This window comes from Phenylobacterium sp. Root1290, assembly GCF_001425305.1.
Classification (GTDB): domain Bacteria; phylum Pseudomonadota; class Alphaproteobacteria; order Caulobacterales; family Caulobacteraceae; genus Phenylobacterium.
On sequence record NZ_LMEE01000002.1, the window covers coordinates 350,728 to 372,243 of the forward strand.

The 21,516-nt window shown below is 68.2% G+C and carries 17 protein-coding genes; 2 read left to right on the forward strand and 15 right to left on the reverse strand.

What is annotated here, in order from left to right; all coding sequences use genetic code 11:
• Nucleotides 1–36 precede the first annotated feature (36 nt).
• The 14 genes from ASC79_RS11145 to ASC79_RS11210 form a co-directional block, all read right to left on the reverse strand.
• Nucleotides 37–2,928: a bifunctional [glutamine synthetase] adenylyltransferase/[glutamine synthetase]-adenylyl-L-tyrosine phosphorylase gene (locus tag ASC79_RS11145; protein WP_056015885.1), complete on the reverse strand. Its 2,892-nt coding sequence runs from the start codon at nt 2,926–2,928 to the stop codon at nt 37–39.
• A gap of 57 nt (nt 2,929–2,985) precedes the next feature.
• The gene (locus tag ASC79_RS11150; protein WP_056015887.1) at nt 2,986–4,392 is read right to left on the reverse strand and encodes a HAMP domain-containing sensor histidine kinase; all 1,407 of its coding nucleotides are present in this window, start codon (nt 4,390–4,392) and stop codon (nt 2,986–2,988) included.
• Nucleotides 4,393–4,407: 15 nt separating this feature from the next.
• Complete coding sequence (locus tag ASC79_RS11155) at nt 4,408–5,079, reverse strand: response regulator transcription factor (RefSeq protein ID WP_056015889.1); 672 nt, start codon at nt 5,077–5,079, stop codon at nt 4,408–4,410.
• Nucleotides 5,080–5,106: 27 nt separating this feature from the next.
• Nucleotides 5,107–6,702 (reverse strand): Do family serine endopeptidase, encoded by a 1,596-nt coding sequence (locus tag ASC79_RS11160; protein WP_056015891.1) that lies wholly within the window; start codon nt 6,700–6,702, stop codon nt 5,107–5,109.
• A gap of 159 nt (nt 6,703–6,861) precedes the next feature.
• A complete protein-coding gene (locus ASC79_RS11165; protein ID WP_056015894.1) occupies nt 6,862–7,299 on the reverse strand; it encodes a cytochrome c-type biogenesis protein in 438 nt (145 codons plus the stop codon).
• Entirely contained in the window at nt 7,296–9,272 is a 1,977-nt protein-coding gene (locus tag ASC79_RS11170) for a heme lyase CcmF/NrfE family subunit (RefSeq protein ID WP_056015895.1), read from the reverse strand. The genes ASC79_RS11165 and ASC79_RS11170 overlap by 4 nt, the downstream gene beginning before the upstream one ends.
• Entirely contained in the window at nt 9,269–9,766 is a 498-nt protein-coding gene (gene ccmE / locus ASC79_RS11175) for a cytochrome c maturation protein CcmE (RefSeq protein ID WP_056015897.1), read from the reverse strand. The genes ASC79_RS11170 and ccmE overlap by 4 nt, the downstream gene beginning before the upstream one ends.
• Entirely contained in the window at nt 9,763–10,839 is a 1,077-nt protein-coding gene (ccmI, locus tag ASC79_RS11180) for a c-type cytochrome biogenesis protein CcmI (RefSeq protein WP_056015899.1), read from the reverse strand. The genes ccmE and ccmI overlap by 4 nt, the downstream gene beginning before the upstream one ends.
• Before the next feature lie 61 nt (nt 10,840–10,900).
• Nucleotides 10,901–12,295 carry a hypothetical protein gene (locus ASC79_RS11185; protein ID WP_056015901.1) on the reverse strand — a complete coding sequence of 465 codons (1,395 nt, stop codon included), beginning with the start codon at nt 12,293–12,295 and terminating at the stop codon, nt 10,901–10,903.
• 90 nt (nt 12,296–12,385) lie between these two features.
• Nucleotides 12,386–13,774 (reverse strand): sensor histidine kinase, encoded by a 1,389-nt coding sequence (locus tag ASC79_RS11190; RefSeq protein ID WP_056015903.1) that lies wholly within the window; start codon nt 13,772–13,774, stop codon nt 12,386–12,388.
• A complete protein-coding gene (locus ASC79_RS11195) occupies nt 13,771–14,463 on the reverse strand; it encodes a response regulator transcription factor (protein ID WP_056015905.1) in 693 nt (230 codons plus the stop codon). The genes ASC79_RS11190 and ASC79_RS11195 overlap by 4 nt, the downstream gene beginning before the upstream one ends.
• 8 nt (nt 14,464–14,471) lie before the next feature.
• Nucleotides 14,472–14,801, reverse strand: coding sequence for a PepSY domain-containing protein (locus ASC79_RS11200; protein ID WP_056015908.1), 330 nt, complete (start codon nt 14,799–14,801; stop codon nt 14,472–14,474).
• A 91-nt stretch (nt 14,802–14,892) separates the two neighbouring features.
• Nucleotides 14,893–15,810: a DnaJ C-terminal domain-containing protein gene (locus ASC79_RS11205; RefSeq protein ID WP_056015911.1), complete on the reverse strand. Its 918-nt coding sequence runs from the start codon at nt 15,808–15,810 to the stop codon at nt 14,893–14,895.
• A gap of 108 nt (nt 15,811–15,918) precedes the next feature.
• Nucleotides 15,919–16,383, reverse strand: coding sequence for a YcgN family cysteine cluster protein (locus ASC79_RS11210; RefSeq protein WP_056015914.1), 465 nt, complete (start codon nt 16,381–16,383; stop codon nt 15,919–15,921).
• A 47-nt stretch (nt 16,384–16,430) separates the two neighbouring features.
• Between ASC79_RS11210 and ASC79_RS11215 the strand changes: the two genes are divergently transcribed.
• Nucleotides 16,431–18,533: a transglycosylase domain-containing protein gene (locus ASC79_RS11215; RefSeq protein WP_056015917.1), complete on the forward strand. Its 2,103-nt coding sequence runs from the start codon at nt 16,431–16,433 to the stop codon at nt 18,531–18,533.
• A 30-nt stretch (nt 18,534–18,563) separates the two neighbouring features.
• Nucleotides 18,564–20,375 (forward strand): ABC-F family ATP-binding cassette domain-containing protein, encoded by a 1,812-nt coding sequence (locus ASC79_RS11220; RefSeq protein WP_056015920.1) that lies wholly within the window; start codon nt 18,564–18,566, stop codon nt 20,373–20,375.
• Here the strand turns inward: ASC79_RS11220 and ASC79_RS11225 are convergent.
• The gene (locus tag ASC79_RS11225; protein WP_082532079.1) at nt 20,372–21,424 is read right to left on the reverse strand and encodes an SPOR domain-containing protein; all 1,053 of its coding nucleotides are present in this window, start codon (nt 21,422–21,424) and stop codon (nt 20,372–20,374) included. The genes ASC79_RS11220 and ASC79_RS11225 overlap by 4 nt on opposite strands.
• Between the last annotated feature and the right edge of the window lie 92 nt (nt 21,425–21,516).

The following is a 21,516-nucleotide window of genomic DNA, read 5'->3' on the forward strand; positions in this document are numbered from 1 at the left end:
CGCCTGTTCAACGCACCAGGGCGCGCAAGTCCGTCGCTAGGCGCGCACGATTGTCTCGTAGGCCCCCCGCGCCGCTTTGCGGGCAGCCTCCAGCTTGGTTCGCAACGCCCGGAAATCGCGGGCATCGCCAGCGCGCGCCAGCAGCGCGCGGAAGGCCTTGGGCTCCTCGGCCGGATCGGCGTTGTCGCCCAGCGCCACCTTCAGCAGCTGGGTCAGGTTCTGCTGGAGCGTCCAGGCCTTCTGCAGAGCCGCCAGGGCGTCGGCCGGCGCCAGACCGTCAAACGCCGCCAGCGCCTGCGCAGTGTTCTGATGCAGCGGCCCGCCCTCGGCCGCATGGGCGAGCTGCAGGAACTGGGCTGTGAACTCGATGTCGACCAACCCGCCGGGCGACAGCTTCAGGTCCCACTCGCCCTTCGGCGGGCGCTCCTGTTCCAGCAGGGCCCGCATGTCGCGCACGTCCGCCACTGTGCGCCCACGGTCTCGAGGGCGGCGCAGAGCGGCCTCGACCGCGCCGGCGGCGGCCTCGGCGAACTGCGGCGAGCTCGCCCAGACGACACGCGCCCTGGTCAGGGCCAGCAACTCCCAGGTCTCGGCCTCGCGCTCATAGTAATCCTCGAAGGCTGCGAAGCTGACCGCCACCGGGCCCTTCGTGCCAGAAGGCCGCAACTGCATGTCGACCTCGTAGAGCTCTCCCTCGCCGGTCGGAGTCGACAGCGCTGCAATGAGGCGCTGTGTGAAGCGGCCGTAGAACACGTCAGCGCTCCACTCCTTGACCGATGACGCCGCGCCTGGCTCCGCCGGCCGATAGAGGGTCATCAAATCCAGGTCGGAACCCGCGCTCATCTCTCGCGACCCGCACTTGCCCAGGGCGATCACCGCGACCTCGCCGGGAAACTGTCCGCCCAGGCGCTCGGCCTCGGCCAGAGCGGCCGGCGCCAGCGCCTCCATGCAGAGATCGGCGAGATTGGCGAAGGCGCGCCCGGCCATCTCGGCGCTGGCCGCGCCGCTCATCACCTGCACCCCAACCCGGAACGCCTGCTCGCGGTGCACGCGGCGCACCGCGTCCATGACCTCTTCGAAGCCCTCGGCCCGGCTGACCGCCAGCGTCATGACGCTGCGGTCCTCATCTGTGTCGATGTCAGCGAAGAACGCTCCGTCGAGCAGGGCGTCCAGAGCCGCGGGACGCCTGGCCAGGGTGCTGGCGAGACGCGGCGCAAAGGCCATGACCTGAACCATTAGCTCGAACAGCTTGGGCTGCGCGAGGAACAACGACTGAAGCTGCACGCCCGACGACAGCTTCGAGAAGAAGGCTTCAAAGCGGGTGAAAGCCGCATCGGGCGCGCCGCTGGCCTGCGCGGCGTCCAGCAGGCGGGGCGCGAGCCGGGTGAACAGCTCGCGGCCGCGCTCGGTGCGGGTCGCCTGGATGTGACCGTGGTGCCAGCTGCGGATGGTCTGCGAGACCGTCGCTGGGCTTGAGAACCCCATCCGCGACAGCGTCGCAAGCGTCTCAGGGTCATCCTCGACCCCCGTGAAGATCAGGCTGCCGAAGCGCGAGGACAACTGCTCCTCATCCGGGAAGAGCTCGCCATAGCGACGGTTGACGGTCTTCAGGGTCCGCTCGATGGCGGTGTCGAAGCTGCGCACGCGGTCGAAGCCGGACAGCGCCGCCACCCGCTTGCGCTCGCCGTCGGATTCCGAGAGGCGATGGGTCTGCTCGTCGGCCAGCATCTGAACGCGATGTTCGGCCGATCGCAGCTGGCGATAGGCTTCAGTCAGTTCTTCAACGGCTTGCGCTGAAACGTGGCCGGCCGCTTCCAGCGCGCGAAGCGCATCTAGGGTGCGCGGGGATCGCAACTCGGGATGGCGTCCGCCCAGGATCAATTGCTGGGTCTGCACATAGAACTCGATCTCGCGGATGCCGCCCCGGCCGAGCTTCAGGTCCACACCCTTGGCGGTCAGGCGGTCGTCGACCTTGTGCACGTGGATCTGGCGCTTGATCGAGTGGATGTCGGCGATGGCCGCGAAGTCGAGATTCTTGCGCCAGATGAAGGGCGCCAGCTCATCCAGGAACGCCCGACCGCGGCCGATATCGCCCGCCGCCGCCCGCGCCTTGATGAAGGCCGCACGCTCCCAGTTCTGGCCCACGCTCTCGTAGTAGTCGAAGGCGGCGGGGGCCGGCACCGCCGGCGGGGTCGAAGACGGATCGGGCCTCAGGCGCAGGTCGACGCGGAAGACGTAACCGTCGCCGGTCTTGTCCTGCATCATCTCCGCCAGCCGGTGCGTCAGCCTGACCGCGAAAGCCTGGGTCTCAACGCCGTCGGCCAACGGCAGGACGTCCGGCTCGTAGAAGACCGAGATGTCGATATCGCTGGAATAGTTCAGCTCATAGGCGCCGTGCTTGCCCATGGCGATGCAGAACCAGCCTGGCACGGGCCCCTCCTCGCCCGCGCCCATTCGGGTCAGGCGGCCGGCCTCAAGCTCCGCCTGCGCCGCGACGGTCAGGGCCGACGCCAGCGCCGCATCGGCGAAACGCGTCAGCGCGCCGGTGACCTGGTCGAGGTTCCAGACGCCGCCGAGATCGGCCAAGGCGATCAGCAGGTGAGCTTCGGCCTTGAGCTTGCGCAAGCCGGCCTTCGCCTCCTCCCATCCCGCCATGGCGAGCTCCGCCGTCCTGACGAGAAGGTCTTCGAACCGCGCGTCGGGAACACTTTCCAGCAGCGCGCGCAACCGGCCAGGATCGCGCCGCGCAAGGCTGGTCAGATAGGGGGAAGCGCCGAAGACCGGCGCCAAGGCCGGCCACGCTTCGTCCAGCAGCGGCGACCAGCCGTCGCGCTCGGCGACTTCGACCAGCACGTTGCGGGCGCGGTCAGCGGCCTTCTCGTCCGCGATCGGACCGCAGGGGGACATGGCGTCAATCAATCGAGTCATCGGATCGACTGTAGACGGCCCAAGGTGGACATTTCACTAGGCACGGCCCAGTCCGTGTCAGACAGCCCGCGGCAGGATCAGCGCGACGCGCAGACCAGGACCCATTTCGCCGACTTTTCCGGGTCCTTCGGAGAGCTCCAGCCGTCCGCCGTGCGCCTCGGCGACTGCAGCGACGAGCGATAGTCCAAGACCCGACCCGGGCTCGCTGCGGCTGTTTTCCAGCCGCACGAAGCGCTCGACCACACGCGCGCGGTCCTCGTCCGGAACGCCCGGGCCAGTGTCGGTGACCGAGAACTCTATCTCGCCGGACGAGCGCCGCCGCACCCGCAGCATGATGGCGCCGCCGGCCGGCGTGTACTTGATCGCGTTGTCGAGCAGGTTGGCCAGCGCCTGGGCCAGGAACTCGCGGTTGCCCCGGACCTGAAGATTTTTGGCCAGCTCAGCGCCGAACTCCAGGCCCTTGTCCTCGCAGGTCGGCTCATAGAGCTCGGCGAGGTCCGCGGCCAGGTCGGTCGGATCGAACAGGTTCTGGTCGGGCGCCTGGCCGGCCGCCTGTAATCGGGCGATCGCCAAGACGGCGCCGAACGTCTTCAATACGCCATCGGTGTCTTCCAGCGCTTGGGCGAGAGCTTCCTGCGCATCTCCCTTGCCCGCCTCGACATCGAGATAGGCCGTTTCCAGCCGCGCCCGCAGCCGCGTCAGGGGCGAGCGCAGATCGTGGGCGATGGCGTCGCCGGCGTGACGGTGACCGGACATCGAGCGCTGTAGACGGTCCAGCATCTCGTTGATGCCTTCGGAGAGCTCGTCGAACTCGTCACGCGCCCCGCGGACGGCTGCACGCGCGTCGAAGTCGCCGTTGCGCACGGCGGCCACCACATCATTCAGCGCGCCCATGCTACGCGAGACATTGCGGCTCACGAGCAGGCCGCCAGCCAGGCCCAGCACGATGACCAGGGCGCCCGCGCCCCAGAGCGCCCGGACGATCTTCACGACATAGGCTTGATCCTCGCTGATGTCGGCCCCGACGAACAGGATCTCACCACCGCTGAGGTGCTCCTGGATCCCGCGCGCGGGGTGCTTCACCAGGCGCCCCTGGCTGTCGTAGTCGGTGACCGAGAAACTCGCACGCGTTGAGCCGCGGCCAGCCGTGTCCTCGATCGGCGACTCCGCGATCGAACCCGAGATGCGTGTCCCGTCCGGCTTCATGAGCAGATAGAGGAACGGCCGTTCACTGGCCGCGCGCTCGATGAGCGACTGGTTCACCGCATCGACGCCGGCGCGGTCGTACGCCGCGACCAGCGAGTGCATTTCACGGGTGATGTTCTGGTCCGTGCGCCGCGTCGCCTCCCCGGCCGTGGCCAGGTAGATATAGGCCAGGAAGGCGCTGGCGGCAGCTGCGAACAGCGCCAGGAAGAGCAGCGTCAGCCGAAACGGCGTGGTTCTGAAGAGGCGCGGCAAGCGCATCGCGCGCGCCGAACCTTACGGCTCGAGGCGGTAGCCCGCCCCGCGGACGGTCTGCAGCATCGCCCTGTCGAAGCCTTTGTCGATCTTCGAGCGGAGCCGCGAGACGTGGACGTCGATGACGTTGGTCTGCGGATCGAAATGATACTCCCAGACCTTTTCCAGCAACATGGTCCGGGTCACCGACTGGCCAGCATGGCGCATCATGAACTCCAGAAGCTGGAACTCGCGCGGTTGCAGGTCAATCTCCTTGCCCTGCCGATGCACAGTGCGGCCGATGAGATCCATCTCCAGCTCGCCGACCCTCAGAAGGGTCTGCACCGAGCCGGTCTCCCGACGGCGCGAAAGCGCTTCGACGCGGGCGATCAACTCAGCGAAGGCGTAGGGCTTGACCAGATAGTCGTCGCCCCCGGCCTTGAGGCCTTCGACGCGGTCGTTGATCTCGCCCAGGGCGCTGAGGAACAGGACCGGGGTCTGATCGCCCTCGCGTCGCAGCGCCTGCACCATGGAGACCCCGTCCAGGCGCGGCATCATGCGGTCGACGATCATCACTTCGAACTCGCCGGCGTGGGCGGCGGAGAGGCCCGCCTCCCCGTCGCTGGCCCGAACACATTCGTGCCCTGCCTCGGTGAGGCCGCGGTCCATCACCTCGGCCGCTTCGAGATCGTCTTCGACAATCAGAATCCGCATCGTTCAGGCCCCCAGCCTTGCTTCAACCTAGCCGGAAATCTTCAGCGGCAGGAACGACGTGCGGCCACCGCGATGCACCCCGACGAGGATGCTCTGACGGCCGGCCTTCTTGGCCGTCGTCACCGCCGCGGAGAACTCGGCCGCCGTGGTGACCGGCTCGCCGTTCGCCTGCACCAGAACGTCGTCCTTGCGCAGGCCGCGCAGAGCGGCGTCGGAAGACTGGTCGACGCTGGAGATCAGCACGCCCTTGAAGCCCGGATCGAGATTCAGGCGACGACGGGTGGCCTCGTCGAGCGGAGCCAGCGCCAGGCCGAGCACGACAGGACGTTGCGCCTGGGCTTCGGGCTTTTCGCCGCCGCCACGGTTTTGCCCGCCCTGCTGGTTGTCATTCGCCGCTAGCTCACGCTCGGTCGGACGCACGCCCGACCGGATCTCGACCGACTTGCGCTTGCCCGCACGCAGCACTTCAAGACGCAGCACATCGCCCGGCTTGGCCTTCGCGACTTCGCGGGTCAGCTCGGACGAGGTCTTGACGTTGACGCCGTTGACCGAGGTGACCACGTCGCCTGACTGCAGACCGCCACGTTCCGACGGGCCGCCCGGCGTGACGTTGGCCACGATCGCTCCGCGCTGAGCGCCCATACCCTGGGCCTCGGCCATCTCGGCGGTGAAGTTCTGGATCGAGGCGCCGATGTAGCCGCGGGTGATCTTGCCGCCCGCGATGAGCTGCTTGGTGATCGAGTCCGCGACGTCGGCCGGAATGGCGAAGCCGATGCCGACTGAGCCTCCCGACGGCGAGAAGATCGCGGTGTTGACGCCGATCACGCGGCCGTAGACGTCGAAGGTCGGACCGCCGGAGTTGCCGCGGTTGATGGGCGCGTCGATCTGGATGTAGTCGACGAAGGTCTCGCCGATGTCGCGGCCATAGGCTGAGATGATGCCGGCGGTGGCCGTTCCGCCGAGGCCGAACGGGTTGCCGACCGTGATGACCCAGTCGCCGACGCGCGGCTTGCCGGCGTTCTCGAAGTTCACATATGGGAAGCCGCTGCCCTTGACCTTGAGGACGGCTAGGTCAGTCCCTTCGTCGCGGCCGACGACCACGGCGTCCAGTTCGCGCTCGTCCTTGAGCACGACCTTGATTTCCTTGGCGTTCTCGACGACGTGGTTGTTGGTGACGATGTAGCCGTCGCCCGAGATGAAGAAGCCCGAGCCGGAGGATTGCTGGCTGGGCAGGCGCGGCTGGCCGCGGCCCGGGGCCTGTTGGCCCGGCTGACCTTGCTGGCCTTCTTCGTCCTCACCGCCGCCGGGCGGCTGGCGCGGCACGATGTCGAAGGGGAAGTTCTCAAAGCCCGGCACGCGGCGCAGGGCGGAGGGATCGACGTCCGACGTCACATTGATGGACACGACCGCAGGCGAGACCTTCTCGAAGATGTCGGCGAAGGAGAGCGGCGCACCCGGCGGGGGCGCGAAGATCGGCGCCGTCGACGTCTTCATCAGCAGGCCGCGCTGGACGCTGGACTCGGCTCGCGGCTGGTCCGCGAGATTGGCGCCGGCAAGGGCCGCAGTCGCGACGCCGACGCCCGCCAGGGCGCCGAGGAGATAACCGGTCTTCTTCGAGGTCATTAGCCTTCAATTTCCCTGTGGGCGCCCGACGCCAATAACACGGGCACGTCCCCGACAACCTATGTTCGATGCCAAAGAGCGCAATGTCTCTCAAGTTACGTTTAGGTCACGCTCGGCTCTTCATAGCGTTCAATCTTTGGCGCAATCTTGTCACGCTGCTCAATCGCGCGACAGGTCGGCCAGGCGCGCGCTTTCCTCAGGCGATAGCTCCCGATCGACGGGCCGGTTCCGGAAGTTGCGCAGCAGCAGCCAAAGTCCCAGCAGGACCACCAGCAGCGGCGCGCCCCAGAGCGCGGCGTTGCCCAGGGAGAACGCCGGCTTGAGCAGAACGAACTCGCCATAGCGGTCGGTCAGGTGCTTGCGCACCTCGGCATTTGACTTGCCGGCCTTGACCTCGTCGCGCACCAGGCGGCGCAGATCGGCGGCCAGTTCGGCGTTGGAGTCGTCGATCGACTCGTTCTGGCAGACCAGGCAGCGAACCTCGCGGAAGAGCTCGCGCGCGCGCGCTTCCTGCGCCGGATCGGGCAGCCGCTCGGCCGGGTCGGAGGCTGCGGCGATGCACAGCACCGCCCCGATGACAGCCGCCAGCCGCTTCATGCGCTCGCCGCTTCGAGCTTGCGACCGCTCGCCATGCGAAGCCGACGGTCGGACAGCGAAACGACGCCTCCCAGGGCCATGATCCCGGGACCGATGAAGATCAGCAGCGCCCACGGGTTCCAATAGGCCCGCACCAGCCAGACATCCTGACCTGCGGCGTCACGGCGCTCGCCGAGCACAACATAGAGATGGTCGGCGCCACGCGTGCAGATGGCGACCTCGGACGTGGTCTGGCCCCCGGCCGGATAGAACCGGCGTTCAGGCTTGGGCGCACAGATCTCGCGATCGCCCTTGAAGGCCCGCAGCATGCCGCGTTCGGCCTCGTAGTTCGGTCCTTCGACACCCCGGATCTCGTCCAGCACCAGGCTGTACTCGCCGATGTTGAGCCGTCCGCCGACCGGCAGCGTTTCGGCGGTCTCGAGCTTCCAGCCTGTTTCGAAGCACGCCCCCAGCACGAAGACGCCCAGGCCAAGATGCGCGAGCGTCATGCCCCACGCGCCGCGCGGCAAGCCCACCAGACGCCGCACGGTTTCCCCCGCTGAGACCCGGAACATCCGCGTGCGTTCGGCCAATTCGACGAGCGCGCCGATCACCAGCCAGGCGCCCATCGCCACGCCGGCCGCCGAGAAGGCCTTGCGCGGACTGATCAGGGCGAACGCCGCCAGTCCGCAGGCGATCGCAATCAGGGCCGCCAGCCACAACCGCTGAATCACGCCCTGCAGGTCGCCGCGCTTCCAGGCTAGGAGCGGGCCGGCCGGCAGCAGGATCGCCAAGGCGGCCATCAACGGCGTGAAGGTGAGGTTGAAGAAGGGCGGACCGACGGAGATCGCCTCGCCAGTCGCCGCTTCGCGGATCAGCGGATAGAGCGTGCCCAGCAGGACGGTGGCCGTGGCGGCCGCGAGAAGGATATTGTTCAGCACCAGCGCGCTCTCGCGGCTGACGGGCGCGAAGACCCCGCCGCGCGCGAACAGCGGCGCGCGCCAAGCGAACAGCGCAAACCCCGAACCGGCGGTTACGCCGAGGATCATCAGCAGCAGCACGCCGCGGGTCGGATCGACGGCGAACGCATGCACCGAGGTCAGCACGCCCGAGCGGACCAGGAACGCGCCGAGCATCGAGAAGGTGAAGGCCGCGAGCGCCAAAAACACCGTCCAGCCGGCCAGCGCCCCGCGCTTCTCCGTCACGATGGATGAATGCAGCAGCGCCGCGGCGATCAGCCAGGGCATGAAGCTGGCGTTCTCAACCGGATCCCAGAACCACCAGCCGCCCCACCCGAGCTCGTAGTACGCCCAGAAGGCCCCGAGCGTGATGCCGACCGTCAGCGCGCTCCAGGCCGCCAGCGTCCAGGGCCGCACCCAGCGCGCCCAGGCGGTGTCGACCCGGCCTTCGATGAGCGCCGCCACGGCGAACGAGAACACCACCGACATGCCGACATAGCCGACATAGAGCGCGGGCGGGTGGAACGCGAGTGCCGGATCCTGCAGCAGCGGGTTGAGCGATCGGCCCTCCACCGGCGGGTTGGCGATGCGGTTGAAGGGGTTGGAGGCGAACACCGTATAGGCAAGGAAGACGATGCCCAGCGCGCCCTGGACGGCGATGGTCAGCGTCTTGAGGCCAGCCGGCAGATCGCGGCCGTACGCGGCGACGGCCGCGCCGCAGCCCGTCAGCGCCAGGCACCACAGCAGCATCGAGCCTTCGTGGCTGCCCCAGGTTCCAGCCACGCGGTAAAGCAGCGGCTTGGCGGTGTGAGAGTTGGCGGCCACGTTGGCCACCGAGAAGTCCGACGTCACGAACGCGTACATCAACGCTGCGAAAGCGACGATCAGGCCGCCGAACGCCCCTATCGCTGCGCCCTGCGCCGCGCCCGAAAGCACCGGCGAGCGACGCAGCCGCGCCACCGCGCCGAGCAGCGCCTGAACAACCGACAGCGCAAGGGCCAGCGCCAGCGAGAACGCCCCGATCTCGACGATCATAGCGCGGACGGTTCCGCCCCGTAGCTCGGCGGCGGCGCACCTTCGCCCCGCCACTCGCCCTGCTCTTTGAGCGCCTTGGAGACTTCGCGCGGCATGTACTTCTCGTCGTGCTTGGCCAGCACCTGCTTAGCCTCGAAGTCGCCGTCCGCCCGGAACGCGCCGGTGGCGACGATGCCCTGGCCTTCACGGAACAGGTCTGGAAGGTCGCCGGAGTAATGGACCTTGGCGGTCGCCAGCTGGTCGGCCACCACGAACTCCACGCGTCCATCCGGATGCTTGGCGACGCTGCCGGGCTGCACCAGGCCGCCTAGCTGGATCGACCGACCGACCGGCGGCTTCGCCTCGGCAGCTTGGGCCGGGGTGTAGAAGAACGAGATGGAATCCGAGAGCCCCCAAAGTGTCAGGCTGACAGCCAGCGCGAGCACCGGCGCGATCGCCGCGATCAGATAGAGGCGTCGCCGCGCCTTCGGAGACTTGGGCAGCCAGCCGCTCATCGCATGGGTTCCGTTTTCGCCGCCAGATCCAGGGCCTTCAGAACATCGGCGTTTCCGGCGAAACGCGCCTTGGCTTCCGTCAAAGTCGCATCGCGTTCGCCCACGTCTCCGAGGACTGCGTAGGAGCGGACCAGGCGCACCCATCCTTCGGAATCTGCGGGGTTGGTCTCCAACCGTGCAGCGAGGCTGGCGACCATGCCCTCGACTGCGGCCATCTGGCTGTCGTCAAACTTCGGCGCAGGCGCGCCTTCGGCCTGGGCGATGGCCTGCTGGATCGACGCTTGCCGCGCATCGGTCGGCGGCAGTTCGGCGGCCAGGGCGCGCCACGCAGCGAGCCCTTCAGCCCGCTGGCCACCGGTGATCTGGGCGCGCGCCAGATGGAATCGTGCGCTGACCGCCTTGGGATCGCGCTTCGTCGCTTCCTGGAACGCACGCTGGGCCTGAGGCGTGACCTCGCCCTCGGCCTGCACCATCAGCACCTCGCCCAGACCTTCCCAAAGGTCCGCCCGGTTAGGGGCAAGTTCGATCGCCCGGCGAAGGGCCCGGGCGGCGCCGGCGGGGTTGTCGGACGCCATCTCGGCCTGGGCGAGAAAGCCATAGGCCTCGGGATCGCCGCCGCGTTCAGAGATCAGCGACTGCAGCACGACCGCCATCTCGGGCGGGGTCAGCGCCGACGGATCGGCCCCGCGCCACGCCGCCACCCGCGCCTTGAACGGCTGGTCGGCGAAGCCAGGCGAGCCCACCGCGAAATAGATGCCCAGCGCCAGCAACGGCGTCAGCGCGGCGACGAGCAGTACTGGCTTACGCAACGCGACATCCGCAGACCAGGGCGCGGACTTGCCTTCCGCCGCGCCAAGCAGGCGGCGTGCGGCCTCAGCGTGAGCGATGGTTCGTTCAGAGGCCTCGATCAGGCCGCGATCGGCGAGGTCGTCGATTTCACGAAGTTGACGGCGATAAACAGCGGTCGTCGGGTCATCAGCGCCAGCGACAGCCGCCGCGCGGGCCGAACTCCAGAGGACGAGACCGGCGCAGAGCGCTGACAGCACGCCCGCGACCACCCAGAACGCGATCATGGCGGGGCTTTAGCTGAAACAGACCGCCAGTGCCACCGGTCCGATCGGCGCACCGATCAAATTACAGGGGGCGAGCCGGGTCTTCCCATGCCGGGCGCGGCGCCTTGACCGCGCCGAACGCCGTGGCGGCCCTGCGACGAACGATTTCACGGGCCCGCGGCTCATGAATCAGGCCGGCGAACTCGGCGGCGATCTGCAGGTACAGGGCGGCGATCTCGCGGTCGAACGCCTCGCCGTCGCGGACCAGCGACAGCACGTCCTCGACATACTGATCGAGCGTCTCGCCCGCCGCCTCCATGACCTTCGCGCGCGTGGACGCGAAGCCGCCGTAGTTGGCGCTCGCGCGGATGCCCTCGGCGAAGGTCAGCAGGGTGCGGCACCGCTGCACATGATCCTGGTCGGGCGCGGTGGTGAGGTTCGGCTCCGAGACCACGGCCCGCGCCACGCGCACCTTCTGGCTTGGCAACGCCGCTTGCTGCAACTTCGCCAGCTCGCGCAGTCGCCGTTCGACGACCGACGCCAAGGATTGCTTCTGCTTCTGGATCCGACTGCCCCAGCCGCCCTCGCGCGCCAGGTCGATGGCGTTCTCGAGTTCGGTGATCTGCAGGGTCAGGACTTCCACGGTGGCCGCCGCAGTCTGTCCGGCGACGGCGCCGCCGTTGAGGTCAAAGCCCGCCACCGTCTTCAGATTGGCGTCGACAGCGTCCATCAACCGGATGGCGAAGACCGCCAGCTCGGAGCCGGACAGATAGCTCTCGGTCGGGTGATCCATGACGGCGGAGACGATCCGCAGGATGGTCCAGGGCTCGGTCATCTGCGCGCCCAGCATCTCGAAGAACCGCGGACCGGCGTCCTCTCCCGACCGACAGGCGTCACGATAGGCCAGGCGTGCGGCGGCGGCGCGTTCCTGGGTCGTCCGGCTGATCCACTCGGGCAGCTTCTGCGTCGCCCGCCGCACGACAGGCGCCATGGTCAGGCAAGAGTGCAGAACCTCGGTCCCGCCCGATCTGGCGGCTTCGATGATCTCCAGCGCCGCGGCGATGTCGCGCTGCTGGCCTGTCTCGATCTCTTCGGCCAGCACCTCGGTCAGACGATCGAAGGCTTCGGTCGAGCTCACGCCCGGCTCGTAGTCGGCCAGGATTAAGGCTGCGCTCGCCACATCAGCCGGAGCGAGGTCGCGCAATCCCCGCCAGAGCAGCGGCAACGCGCGCGGTGGAAAGGTCAGTCGCTGGGCGTCGGCGGCCACATGCACGAAAAGCGGCGCGATCGGCTCGAGCGCCTTGTTGCGCAGCGTGCGGTCCGCGACCTCGGCCTCGACGACCCGGCGGACCCCGGCCAGGGCCGTGTCGCCATCGGCCGCCGCCAGCGCGTTGCGCAGGCCGCTGACCACCTTGTCAGGCGCGTTGGCGACGAGCGTGCGGACAATGTCGATCTTGGCGTCGGGCAAGCCGGCCATAGGGGAAGACGCTCCAGTCGCGGGCGCACTCCCGCGCAAGCGGCAACATCGCCCTCTCCAAGTTAAGGCTTTACGAAAAGCCCTTGAAAATCAGGCCTCAGCGCGCGGCAGGTCCAGCTCAACCAGAAGTCCGCCAAGCCGCGCCTCACCCAACTTCAGCGCGCCGCCATAGGCCCTGGCCAGTTCATCGACGATCGAGAGGCCAAGCCCCGAACCGGGCGCGCTTTCGTCCAATCGTGCTCCGCGGCGCACCACGGCTTCCCGTTGCTCGGGCGTCAGGCCCGGGCCGTCGTCCTCGATGGTCAGCCGCAAGCGATCGCCGGGCGCGATGAAGGCGCGAACTCTCACCCGTCCCTTGCACCACTTGCCCGCGTTCTCCATCGCATTGCCGGCCAGTTCGAGCAGGTCCTGGCGCTCGCCCTGGAAATAGATGTCGTCAGCCGCGTCCCAGTCGATCTCGACGCCCTTGTCCATGAAGATGCGCTCCAGGGTGCGCGACAGTTCGTCGAGAACATCGGCCACGGAGGTCCGTTCGCCCGAGCCTTGGGTGCGTGCAGCCGCGCGGGCTCGGCGCAGATGGTGATCGACCTGCAGGCGCATGGCCTCGGCCTGGGACTCGACCACCTCGGCCAGCGGGCCGCCCGTCTGGCGCGCTTCCGTCAGCATCACCGACAGCGGTGTCTTGAGCGCATGGGCCAGATTGCCGACGTGGGTCCGCTGACGCTCCACGACCTCCTGATTGTGCGCCATCAGGGCGTTCAACTCATCCGCCAGCGGCGAGAGCTCGCTGGGATAGGCCCGCACCACCCGCTCGGCCTTGCCTCGCCGCACCGACGCCACCTCCCGCCGTAGGGCGAAGAGCGGGTTGAGGCCCACGCGCACCTGAATGACCACGGCGGCGATCATGCCGACGGCCAGCAACGCAAAGGCGATGGCTGTCGCGGTGACGAAGCCGCGGACGTCACGGTCGACCGGGCTGCGGTCCTCGGCCGCCATGAACACCACCGGAGCCGCGCGCCCCGGCAGCTTCGCCTGCGTGGCCATGGCCCGCAGCGGCTCGTTCAGAGGACCGAAGGTGTCATAGGAAACCGGCTGGCCCGGCCCGGCGTCCAAGCGGTTCACGACGTCCGCTGGAGACTTGAGTTCGCTGTCCCAGAGTGAGCGCGAGCGCACCAGGACCCGCAGCTTGCCGCCCTCGCCCGGCTCGGCGATCTGCCAGTACTTGCCGGAAAAGGCCCGAAGCGCCCGCAGATCGGTCAGGGCCGGCGCCACGACCTCGCCCTTCTCGGCGATGGTCGTGCCTGCGGTCAGATTGTCGATGAGTTCGGAAAGTCCCTGGTCGAACCGCCGCAGCGCCGCCTGCTGGAACAGCAGCGCCAGCACCACCGCGCAGACCACCAGCACGGCCAGGCTCCAGCCTGCCGCCAGGATCACCAGCCGCCGAACGAGCGACGGCTGGCCAAGGGTCGGTATGGTCACGATCCCGCCGCCCCGCCTCCCAGTTCCTCGGCTGGAGCGGTCAGCCGGTAGCCAAGCCCGCGCACGGTCTCGATCCGGTCAGCGCCGATCTTCTTACGCAGCCGGCCGATGAACACCTCGATAGTGTTGGAGTCGCGGTCGAAATCCTGATCGTACAGGTGCTCCACCAATTCGGTCCGGCTGATGACCCGACCCTGGTGCATCATCAGATAGTGCAGCAGCCGGTACTCCAGCGAAGTGAGCCGCAGGGGCTCGCCGTTGACGCTGGCGCGGGCGGCGCGCGGATCCAGCCGCAGGCCGCCCAGCGACAGGCTGGGCGCCGCGTGTCCGGCGGAACGGCGCAGCAGGGCGCGCAGCCGGGCCAGCAGCTCCTCGGTGTGGAACGGCTTGGTCAGGTAGTCGTCGGCCCCGGCGTCGAAGCCGGCGACCTTCTCGCTCCATGCCCCCCGCGCGGTGAGGATAAGCACCGGCACGGCCATGCTCTCGCGCCGCCAGCGCTCCAGCACCGATACGCCGTCCACCTTGGGCAAACCCAGATCCAGGATCACCGCATCATAGGGCTCGGTCTCGCCCAGAAATTGGGCTTCCTCGCCGTCGGCGGCGTGGTCCACCGCATATCCGGCGTCGCCGAGCGCGGCCTTGAGCTGGCGCGACAGATCCGGATCGTCCTCGACCAATAGAATACGCATGGAACTCCTTAGCCGCCCTGGCGCGAGATGATCTGGCCGCTTTGGGCGTCGACGACGAAGATGATCACCCGGCCGTCGTTCGTTTGCCACTGGACGAAATAGGCGCGACGTCCGCCTGCATCGCCCTGGGTGGTGTTGAGCTGGCGGCCCGGCGTGCGCGAAGCGATGTTGGCGATCACCTGCGACAGCGGGACCTGCCGTCCGCCGCGGACGGCGTCGCGGGCCGCGTCCTGATCGCCTCGGCCGCCATAGGACGGACGGCCATGGTCAGGGTACGGCTGGGCGACCGCCGCGGGGGCGGCCGCCAGCAACGCGGCGATGACAAGAAGGCGTTTCATGGACCACAGCTTTAGATGGAGATCACTGAACCGAGCCTGAATACGGGGTTTATGAATGCCCGCGCCGGTCCTGTCACTCGCAGCAGCGAAACTACTTCTTCTTGGGCGTGTAGGGCCGCTCTTTTCGCCAGCGCTCGGCGAAAGTCTCCAGTTCGTGATCAGCTTTCTCTGGCAGCATGAGCACGATGCGCGCCAGCAGGTCGCCGCGCTTGCCGCGACTGTCCGACAAACCCTTGCCCTTCAACCGCAGCGACTGACCGCTGTTGGCGCCCTTCGGCACGGTCAGGGTGACGGCGCCGTCAGGCGTGCGCGCCTCGACCTTGCCGCCCAGCACCGCGTCGGGAATCGAGACCGGCAGATCCATCACCAGGGCGTCGCCTTCGCGTCGGAAGATCGGATGCGGCCGCATCACCAGCTCGATGAAGGCGTCACCCGGACCACCGCGCCCCGGCGAACCCTGGCCCTTCAGGCGTAGGGTCTGCCCCTCTTCGGCGCCCTTGGGGATGGTGACGTCGATCGTGCGGCCGTCTGAGAAGGCGATGCGCCGCTTGGCGCCATGGATGGCTTCCTCCAGCTCGATCTCCAGCTTGGCGCGAACATCCGAGCCGCGCTGCGAAAAGCCTCCGAATCCGCCTCCTCCTCCGCCGCCGCTGCGTCGGCCCAGGATCTCGCTGAACAGGTCGCTGAGGTCAGCGCCCTCCATCGTCTCCGACTGCCGGCCCTGCGCGCCCCAGGGGCTGCCCTGTTGACCGAAAGGCCCGCCGCCGAACCCGCGCATGGTTTCGCGACCGTCGGCGTCGATTTCGCCGGCGTCGAACTTCTTGCGCTTCTCCACGTCGCCCAGGATGTCGAAGGCGGCGCTGACCTGCTTGAAGCGCTCTTCGGCGGCCTTGTTGCCGGGATTGGTGTCGGGGTGATGCTGCTTGGCGAGCTTGCGGAACGCCTTGCGGATCTCGTCAGCGCTCGCGCTGCGGGAGACGCCCAGCTCCTGATAGGGGTCGCGCGCCAAAGAAAAGACCTCTCAAACCTTGGGGAAACTCACGGGCCACTCAATTAGGCCGTTTGACGAAGGGCGCAAGCCTTGATGTGACATTTTTACCACAACCCGTTGTGGCGCCTAGTCGCCGCCGCGCTCCTCGAGCAAGTCCCAGGCAGCATATTGGATCGCGTCTTCGGGATCTTCCAGCGTGTCTTCGCTGATCGTCTCGCCGCGGATCGAAACGCCTGCGTCATGGACGCTCTCAGGATCGCCGGACACCAGCGGATGCCAGGACGCCAGCCCGCGCCCCTCGTTGATCCGCCGATAGGCGCAGCTCTTGGGCATCCACTGCAGGGTCTCGACGTTGTGCGGCGTCAACTTGATGCAGTCGGGCACGTACTTCTTGCGCTGCGGATAGTTGGTGCAGCTGCAGCGGTCGGAATCGAACAGCTTGCAGTGCACGCGGGTCGGAAAGATTTCGCCGGAGTCCTCGTCCTCGAAGCGGACGAGGCAGCAGAGCCCGCAACCGTCGCAGAGGCTCTCCCACTCGCGAACAGTCATCTGTTCGAGCGACTTCGTTTCCCAGAAAGGCCTCGAAGGCATGCTACAGGCGCCCTACACAATCCAATTCCAGCCGCCCCAGATTACCCGTGACCGACGACAACAACGACTCCAACGGCGCCAAGACGCCTTTCGGCCAGCGCCGGGAGCTTCCGGAAGCTGACCTGACCGGTTCGCCGCCCAAAGGCAAGCTTGGCGGGCGGTCGCTGCTGTGGTCGGTGCTCAAGTGGGCGGGCGTGGCGATGCTGGTGCTGGTCGCCGCGGGGCTGATCGCCGCGTTCATGGCCTGGAACCACGTCAACAAGACCTACCTGCAGGATCTGCCGGAGGTGCCGACCCGCCAGGAAATTTACGCAACCACGCGGGCGCCCGCGATCAAGTTCTACGACATGAACGGCCAGTTCATCGCCTCGCGCGGGCCGCAGTACGGCGAGAACGTCCGGCTGGCGGCCCTGCCCGACTACGTGCCGAAGGCCTTCCTGGCCGCCGAAGACCGACGCTTCTATCAGCATGGCGCGGTCGATCCGTGGGCCATCGCCCGCGCGGCGCGCGCAAACCAGAAGGCCGGCCGCGTCGTCGAGGGCGGATCGACGATCACTCAACAGCTTGCCAAGGGCATGTTCCTGAGCCCCGAGCAGAACCTGAAGCGCAAGATCCAGGAGGCGGCGCTCGCCTACAAGCTCGAACAGATGCTGACGAAGGACGAGGTGCTCGAGCTCTACCTCGACCGCATCTACTTCGGCGCCAACACCTTCGGCCTGGACGGCGCCTCGCGGACCTACTTCGGCAAGCCGGCCAACCAGCTGAACCTCTCGGAAGCCGCGCTGCTGGCCTCGCTGCCCAAGGCGCCGTCGCGGATGGCGCTTCACCGCAACATGGACAAGGCGCTGCAACGCCAGCGACTGGTTCTGGAGCGGATGCGGGGCGAGAACTGGATCAGCGACGCCGAGATGCGCGCCGCGCTGGCCGCCCCGCCGAAGCTGGCGGCGACCGCCTTGGCCAACGACGGCGATAACGGCTACCTGATTGACTACGCCCAGGCCGAGGTGCTGAAGATGGTCGGGGAGAACTCGCCCGATCTCAACGTCACCCTGACGATCGACCCGCGCCTGCAAACGGCGGGCGCCCAGGTCCTGCGGCGGATCATCGAGGTCGACGGCAAGGCCAGCGGCGCCAGCCAGGGCGCGATGATCGCGCTGGATTCGACAGGGGCCATCCGCACGATGGTGGGCGGCGTCGACTACACCAAGAGCGTCTTCAACCGCGCCGTCCAGGCCAAGCGCCAGCCGGGCTCCAGCTTCAAGCCCCTCATCTATGCGGCGGCGCTCGAAAAGGGCGTGCTGCCCACCGACACCCGCGTCGATGAGCCGGTGAAGATCGGCGACTGGGAGCCCAAGAACTACGGCGGCAAGTACGCCGGGACCGTCACCGTGGAGTCGGCCCTGGCCCGCTCGCTCAACACCGTGGCCGTCAGGCTGGGTGAGGAAGTCGGCCCCTCGGCGATCTCCAACCTCGCCAGCCGCTTCGGTGTCAGCACCCTGCCGCCGAACCCGAACCTCTCGGTATCGCTGGGCGCGTACGAAGTCCCGCTGATCGAGATGACTTCGGCCTATCAGGTGTTCCAGCAGGCCGGGAACCGCCTGCGGCCCTACATCGTCGCCCAGATCCAGACGGCCGACGGCCAGGTGATCTACGCCCACCAGACCTCCTCGCCGGTGCCGGCCTACGACATCCACTGGGCCAGCATGATGGTGAAGATGATGCAGAAGGTGGTGACGGAGGGGACTGGGACGCGGGCGAACTTCGGGCGGCCGGCGGCGGGCAAGACCGGGACCAGCCAGAACTTCCGCGACGCGTGGTTCATTGGCTTTACGCCGGACTACGTCGCCGGGGTGTGGGTCGGCAACGACGACGACCGGCCGATGAACCAGGTCACCGGCGGCCAAGTCGCCGCCGCCATCTGGAAGGATTACATGGTCACGGCCCACATGAACCTGCCGAGCCGCGAGTTCGAGTGGCTGCTGCCCGACCCCGAGCCGGTTTACGAGGACGACCCGCGCAACAGCTTCTACGAAGGCCTGGCGTACGAATTCGAGCAGACCGAACGCGACGTCGCGCCCCCGCCGCCGCCAATCCCGCAATTGCCCGTTCCCGACATGTACGAGCCCGAGATCGAGCCTGCGCCGAACTGAGGGGTCGCTTCGAGGCGTAGCTACCTATATGTGCCTGCGCCCATGAAGCCCCCTGTTCTCGCGCTCAAGGACGTCCGTCTCGCCGACGGACCGAAGATGCTGTTCGACGGCGTCGATCTGGCCGTGGAGCCGCGTTCGCGCGCCTGCCTGGTCGGCCGCAACGGCGCGGGCAAGTCGACCCTGCTGAAGATACTGGCCGGCCAGATCGCCGCCGACGAGGGCGAGCGTACGGTCCAACCGGCCATCCGCATCGCCTATGTGCCGCAGGAGCCGGACATCACCGGCGACACGCTGCTGGACTACGTGGTCGCCGGCGGGGCCGAGCCACATCGTGGCGAGGCGGCGCTGGAGCTGTTCGGCATCGATCCGGCCAAACCTGCCAAAGGTCTCTCGGGCGGCGAAATCCGCAGGACCGCCCTCGCCCGCGCCTTCGCCGAAGAGCCGGACGTCATCCTGCTGGACGAACCGACCAACCACCTGGACATCCTCGCGATCGAAACGCTGGAGACGGAACTCGCCTCCTCCCGCTCGGCGCTCGTCATCGTCAGCCACGACCGCGCCTTCCTGGAACGCGTCACCAACCGCTGCTTCTGGCTGGAGCACCGCCGGGTCCGGCGGCTGGAGAAGGGCTTCGCGGCCTTCGACGAGTGGGTGGAGCGCATTCTCGCCGCCGAGGCCGAGGAAGGCCGCCGCCTCGATAAGCAGCTCGAAAAGGAAGAATACTGGCTGCGCCGCGGCGTGACCGGACGCCGGGCGCGGAACGAAGGCCGCCGCCGGGCCCTGATGGATCTGCGCAAGACCAAGGTCGAGCGCATGCGCGAAGTGCGTGGCGACCTTTCGATGGGCCTGGCCTCATCAGGCCTCTCGGGTCAACGCGTCGCCGAAGTGAAGAACATCGCCAAGGCGTTCGGCGACCGGACGCTGGTGAAGGACTTCTCGACCCGCATCCTGCGCGGCGACCGCGTCGCCATCGTCGGCCCCAACGGCGCGGGCAAGACCACGCTGGTCAAGCTGCTGCTGGGCGAGCTGCCGCCCGACAGCGGGTCCGTGAACCTCGGGGTCAACCTGGAGATCGCCTACATCGACCAGGGCCGCGTCGACCTGAAGCCCGACATGATGCTGCGCGACGTGCTGACGCCGCTCGGCGGCGACCAGGTCATGGTCCGCGGCCAACCCAAGCACGTGGCGGCCTACGCCAAGGAATTCCTCTTCACCGACAGCCAGCTGCGCCAGCCAGTGAAGAGCCTGTCCGGCGGCGAACGCAATCGCCTGCTGCTGGCGCGCGCCCTGGCCACCCCCGCCAATCTGCTGGTGCTGGACGAACCGACCAACGACCTCGACATGGACACGCTGGACCTGTTGGAGGACCTGCTGGCCGACTACGAGGGCACCCTGATCCTGGTCAGCCACGATCGCGACTTCGTCGACCGGCTGGCGACCTCGACCATCGCCCTGGACGGCCACGGCAAGGTCGTGGAAACCCCCGGCGGCTGGCAGGATTTCCTGTCGCAGAACCCGGGCTTCTTCAAGTCGGTGGCGGACGGCGCCTCGTCGCTCGCCGCTGCGCCCAAGCCGGCCGCTCCACGCGCCGAGCCCGCCAAACCGACCAAGCTCTCCTACAAGGATCAGCGCAGGCTGCAGGAACTGGACGCCGCCATCGCCGCCCTTCCCGACAAGATCGCCAAGCTGGAAGCCGACCTCCACGACCCCAACCTCTACGCCCGCGATCCGGCCGGATTCGCCCGCATCAACGGCCAGCTCGAAGCCGCGCGCAGCGAACTCGCCGCGGCCGAGGAGGAGTGGCTGGAACTGGAAGAGCGCCGCGAGGCGCTCGCCCGCTAACGCACGAAGCAGTCGCCCTTCAGACCTTTACAGAAGGCCTGCGCCTCGTTGCGCGTCTGGAACCCCATGACCAGGGCGCGATGGAAGGTCCTGCCGTCGACGACGACGCTGCGGACGGCGCTGGTCAGGGGCGGCGCCACCTTGCCCTTGATCTTGGTCAGCGCAGCGCGAGCCTGTGTTTCGCTGTCGGCGGCCGCGATCTGCACCGCGACCTTGCCCGGCGTCTTGGCCCGCGGCGGCGCAGGCTTCGCCGCAGGGCGAGCCGGCTCAGGCTCAGGCGTCAACGGACGCAGGGCAGCCTCAGGCAGAGCCGCGGTTTCCGCCGGCGGCGCGACCCGAGCCGCCGGCCGCGCCCCTGACGAGCGGGTCAACCGCGCCTCGAAGGCGGTCGGCAGGGGCGCCTCCTCGCTGGGAACCGGCGGCCCTGCGGGGGCTGCAGCGACTTCGACAGTCTCTGGCTTGGCGGGGGCCGCCTTCGCCGCCTTGGGTTTCAGCTTGTCCGGTTTCGCGGCTGCTGGTTTCGGGGCGGCCTTGACCGGGCGGGACTCCTCCGCCTCGGCCACCCTCGGCGCCGGTCCGCAGACCGCGCGAAGCACGTGAGCGAGGTAGGCGTCCGGCGAAGGCTGGACCCAGCCGCCTGGGACGTGGCGATTGATCGCCGCACCCTTGGCGTTCGGCTCGGTGAAGACGGTCATCTTCACCACCAGGTCGCGCCTGCGAACGCAGTCTACGTTCACGGTCGAGCGCATCGAGCGGTAACCCAGCGAGCGCGCCGCCTCGGCCGAGGTGACCTCGCCCTGGAGCACCACGCCCTCGATCACGCCGCCGCCAGGACTGGCCGCGCCGCGGTCCCGGATCGCCACCACAAGGTCCGACTTCACCGAAACCACCGAGGCGCGCGGCAGGCCGCTGGCGCTGATGGCGCGGCGCTCGCGCGCGCTGAGCGATGCGTCGTTCAGCTGCGCGAAAGCTCCGCCGGCCATGACCAGCCCTGCCAGCACCACCGCCAATCCGAAGCCCGCCCGCACCGCGCCGCCCCCTTTAACCATGACCACAAGCTGTAGGAGGTGGCATAGTTCGCGTTCGGGCAACAGGGTTGGCGGCAATTCCCGGTGCAGCCGGCGGCCCCGCGCGCCTGCTC

Bases quoted from the DNA above. Each gene is read 5' to 3' on its own strand.
- ASC79_RS11185 (WP_056015901.1), bottom strand. From the start codon at position 12,295: ATGGCCGGCTTGCCCGACGCCAAGATCGACATTGTCCGCACGCTCGTC.
- ASC79_RS11155 (WP_056015889.1), bottom strand. From the start codon at position 5,079: ATGCGGATTCTGATTGTCGAAGACGATCTCGAAGCGGCCGAGGTGATG.
- ASC79_RS11195 (WP_056015905.1), bottom strand. From the start codon at position 14,463: ATGCGTATTCTATTGGTCGAGGACGATCCGGATCTGTCGCGCCAGCTC.
- ASC79_RS11150 (WP_056015887.1), bottom strand. From the start codon at position 4,392: ATGCGCTTGCCGCGCCTCTTCAGAACCACGCCGTTTCGGCTGACGCTG.
- ccmE (WP_056015897.1), bottom strand. From the start codon at position 9,766: ATGAGCGGCTGGCTGCCCAAGTCTCCGAAGGCGCGGCGACGCCTCTAT.
- ASC79_RS11165 (WP_056015894.1), bottom strand. From the start codon at position 7,299: ATGAAGCGGCTGGCGGCTGTCATCGGGGCGGTGCTGTGCATCGCCGCA.
- ASC79_RS11160 (WP_056015891.1), bottom strand. From the start codon at position 6,702: ATGACCTCGAAGAAGACCGGTTATCTCCTCGGCGCCCTGGCGGGCGTC.
- ASC79_RS11210 (WP_056015914.1), bottom strand. From the start codon at position 16,383: ATGCCTTCGAGGCCTTTCTGGGAAACGAAGTCGCTCGAACAGATGACT.
- ASC79_RS11200 (WP_056015908.1), bottom strand. From the start codon at position 14,801: ATGAAACGCCTTCTTGTCATCGCCGCGTTGCTGGCGGCCGCCCCCGCG.
- ASC79_RS11225 (WP_082532079.1), bottom strand. From the start codon at position 21,424: ATGGTTAAAGGGGGCGGCGCGGTGCGGGCGGGCTTCGGATTGGCGGTG.
- ASC79_RS11145 (WP_056015885.1), bottom strand. From the start codon at position 2,928: ATGACTCGATTGATTGACGCCATGTCCCCCTGCGGTCCGATCGCGGAC.
- ASC79_RS11170 (WP_056015895.1), bottom strand. From the start codon at position 9,272: ATGATCGTCGAGATCGGGGCGTTCTCGCTGGCGCTGGCCCTTGCGCTG.
- ccmI (WP_056015899.1), bottom strand. From the start codon at position 10,839: ATGATCGCGTTCTGGGTGGTCGCGGGCGTGCTGTCAGCGCTCTGCGCC.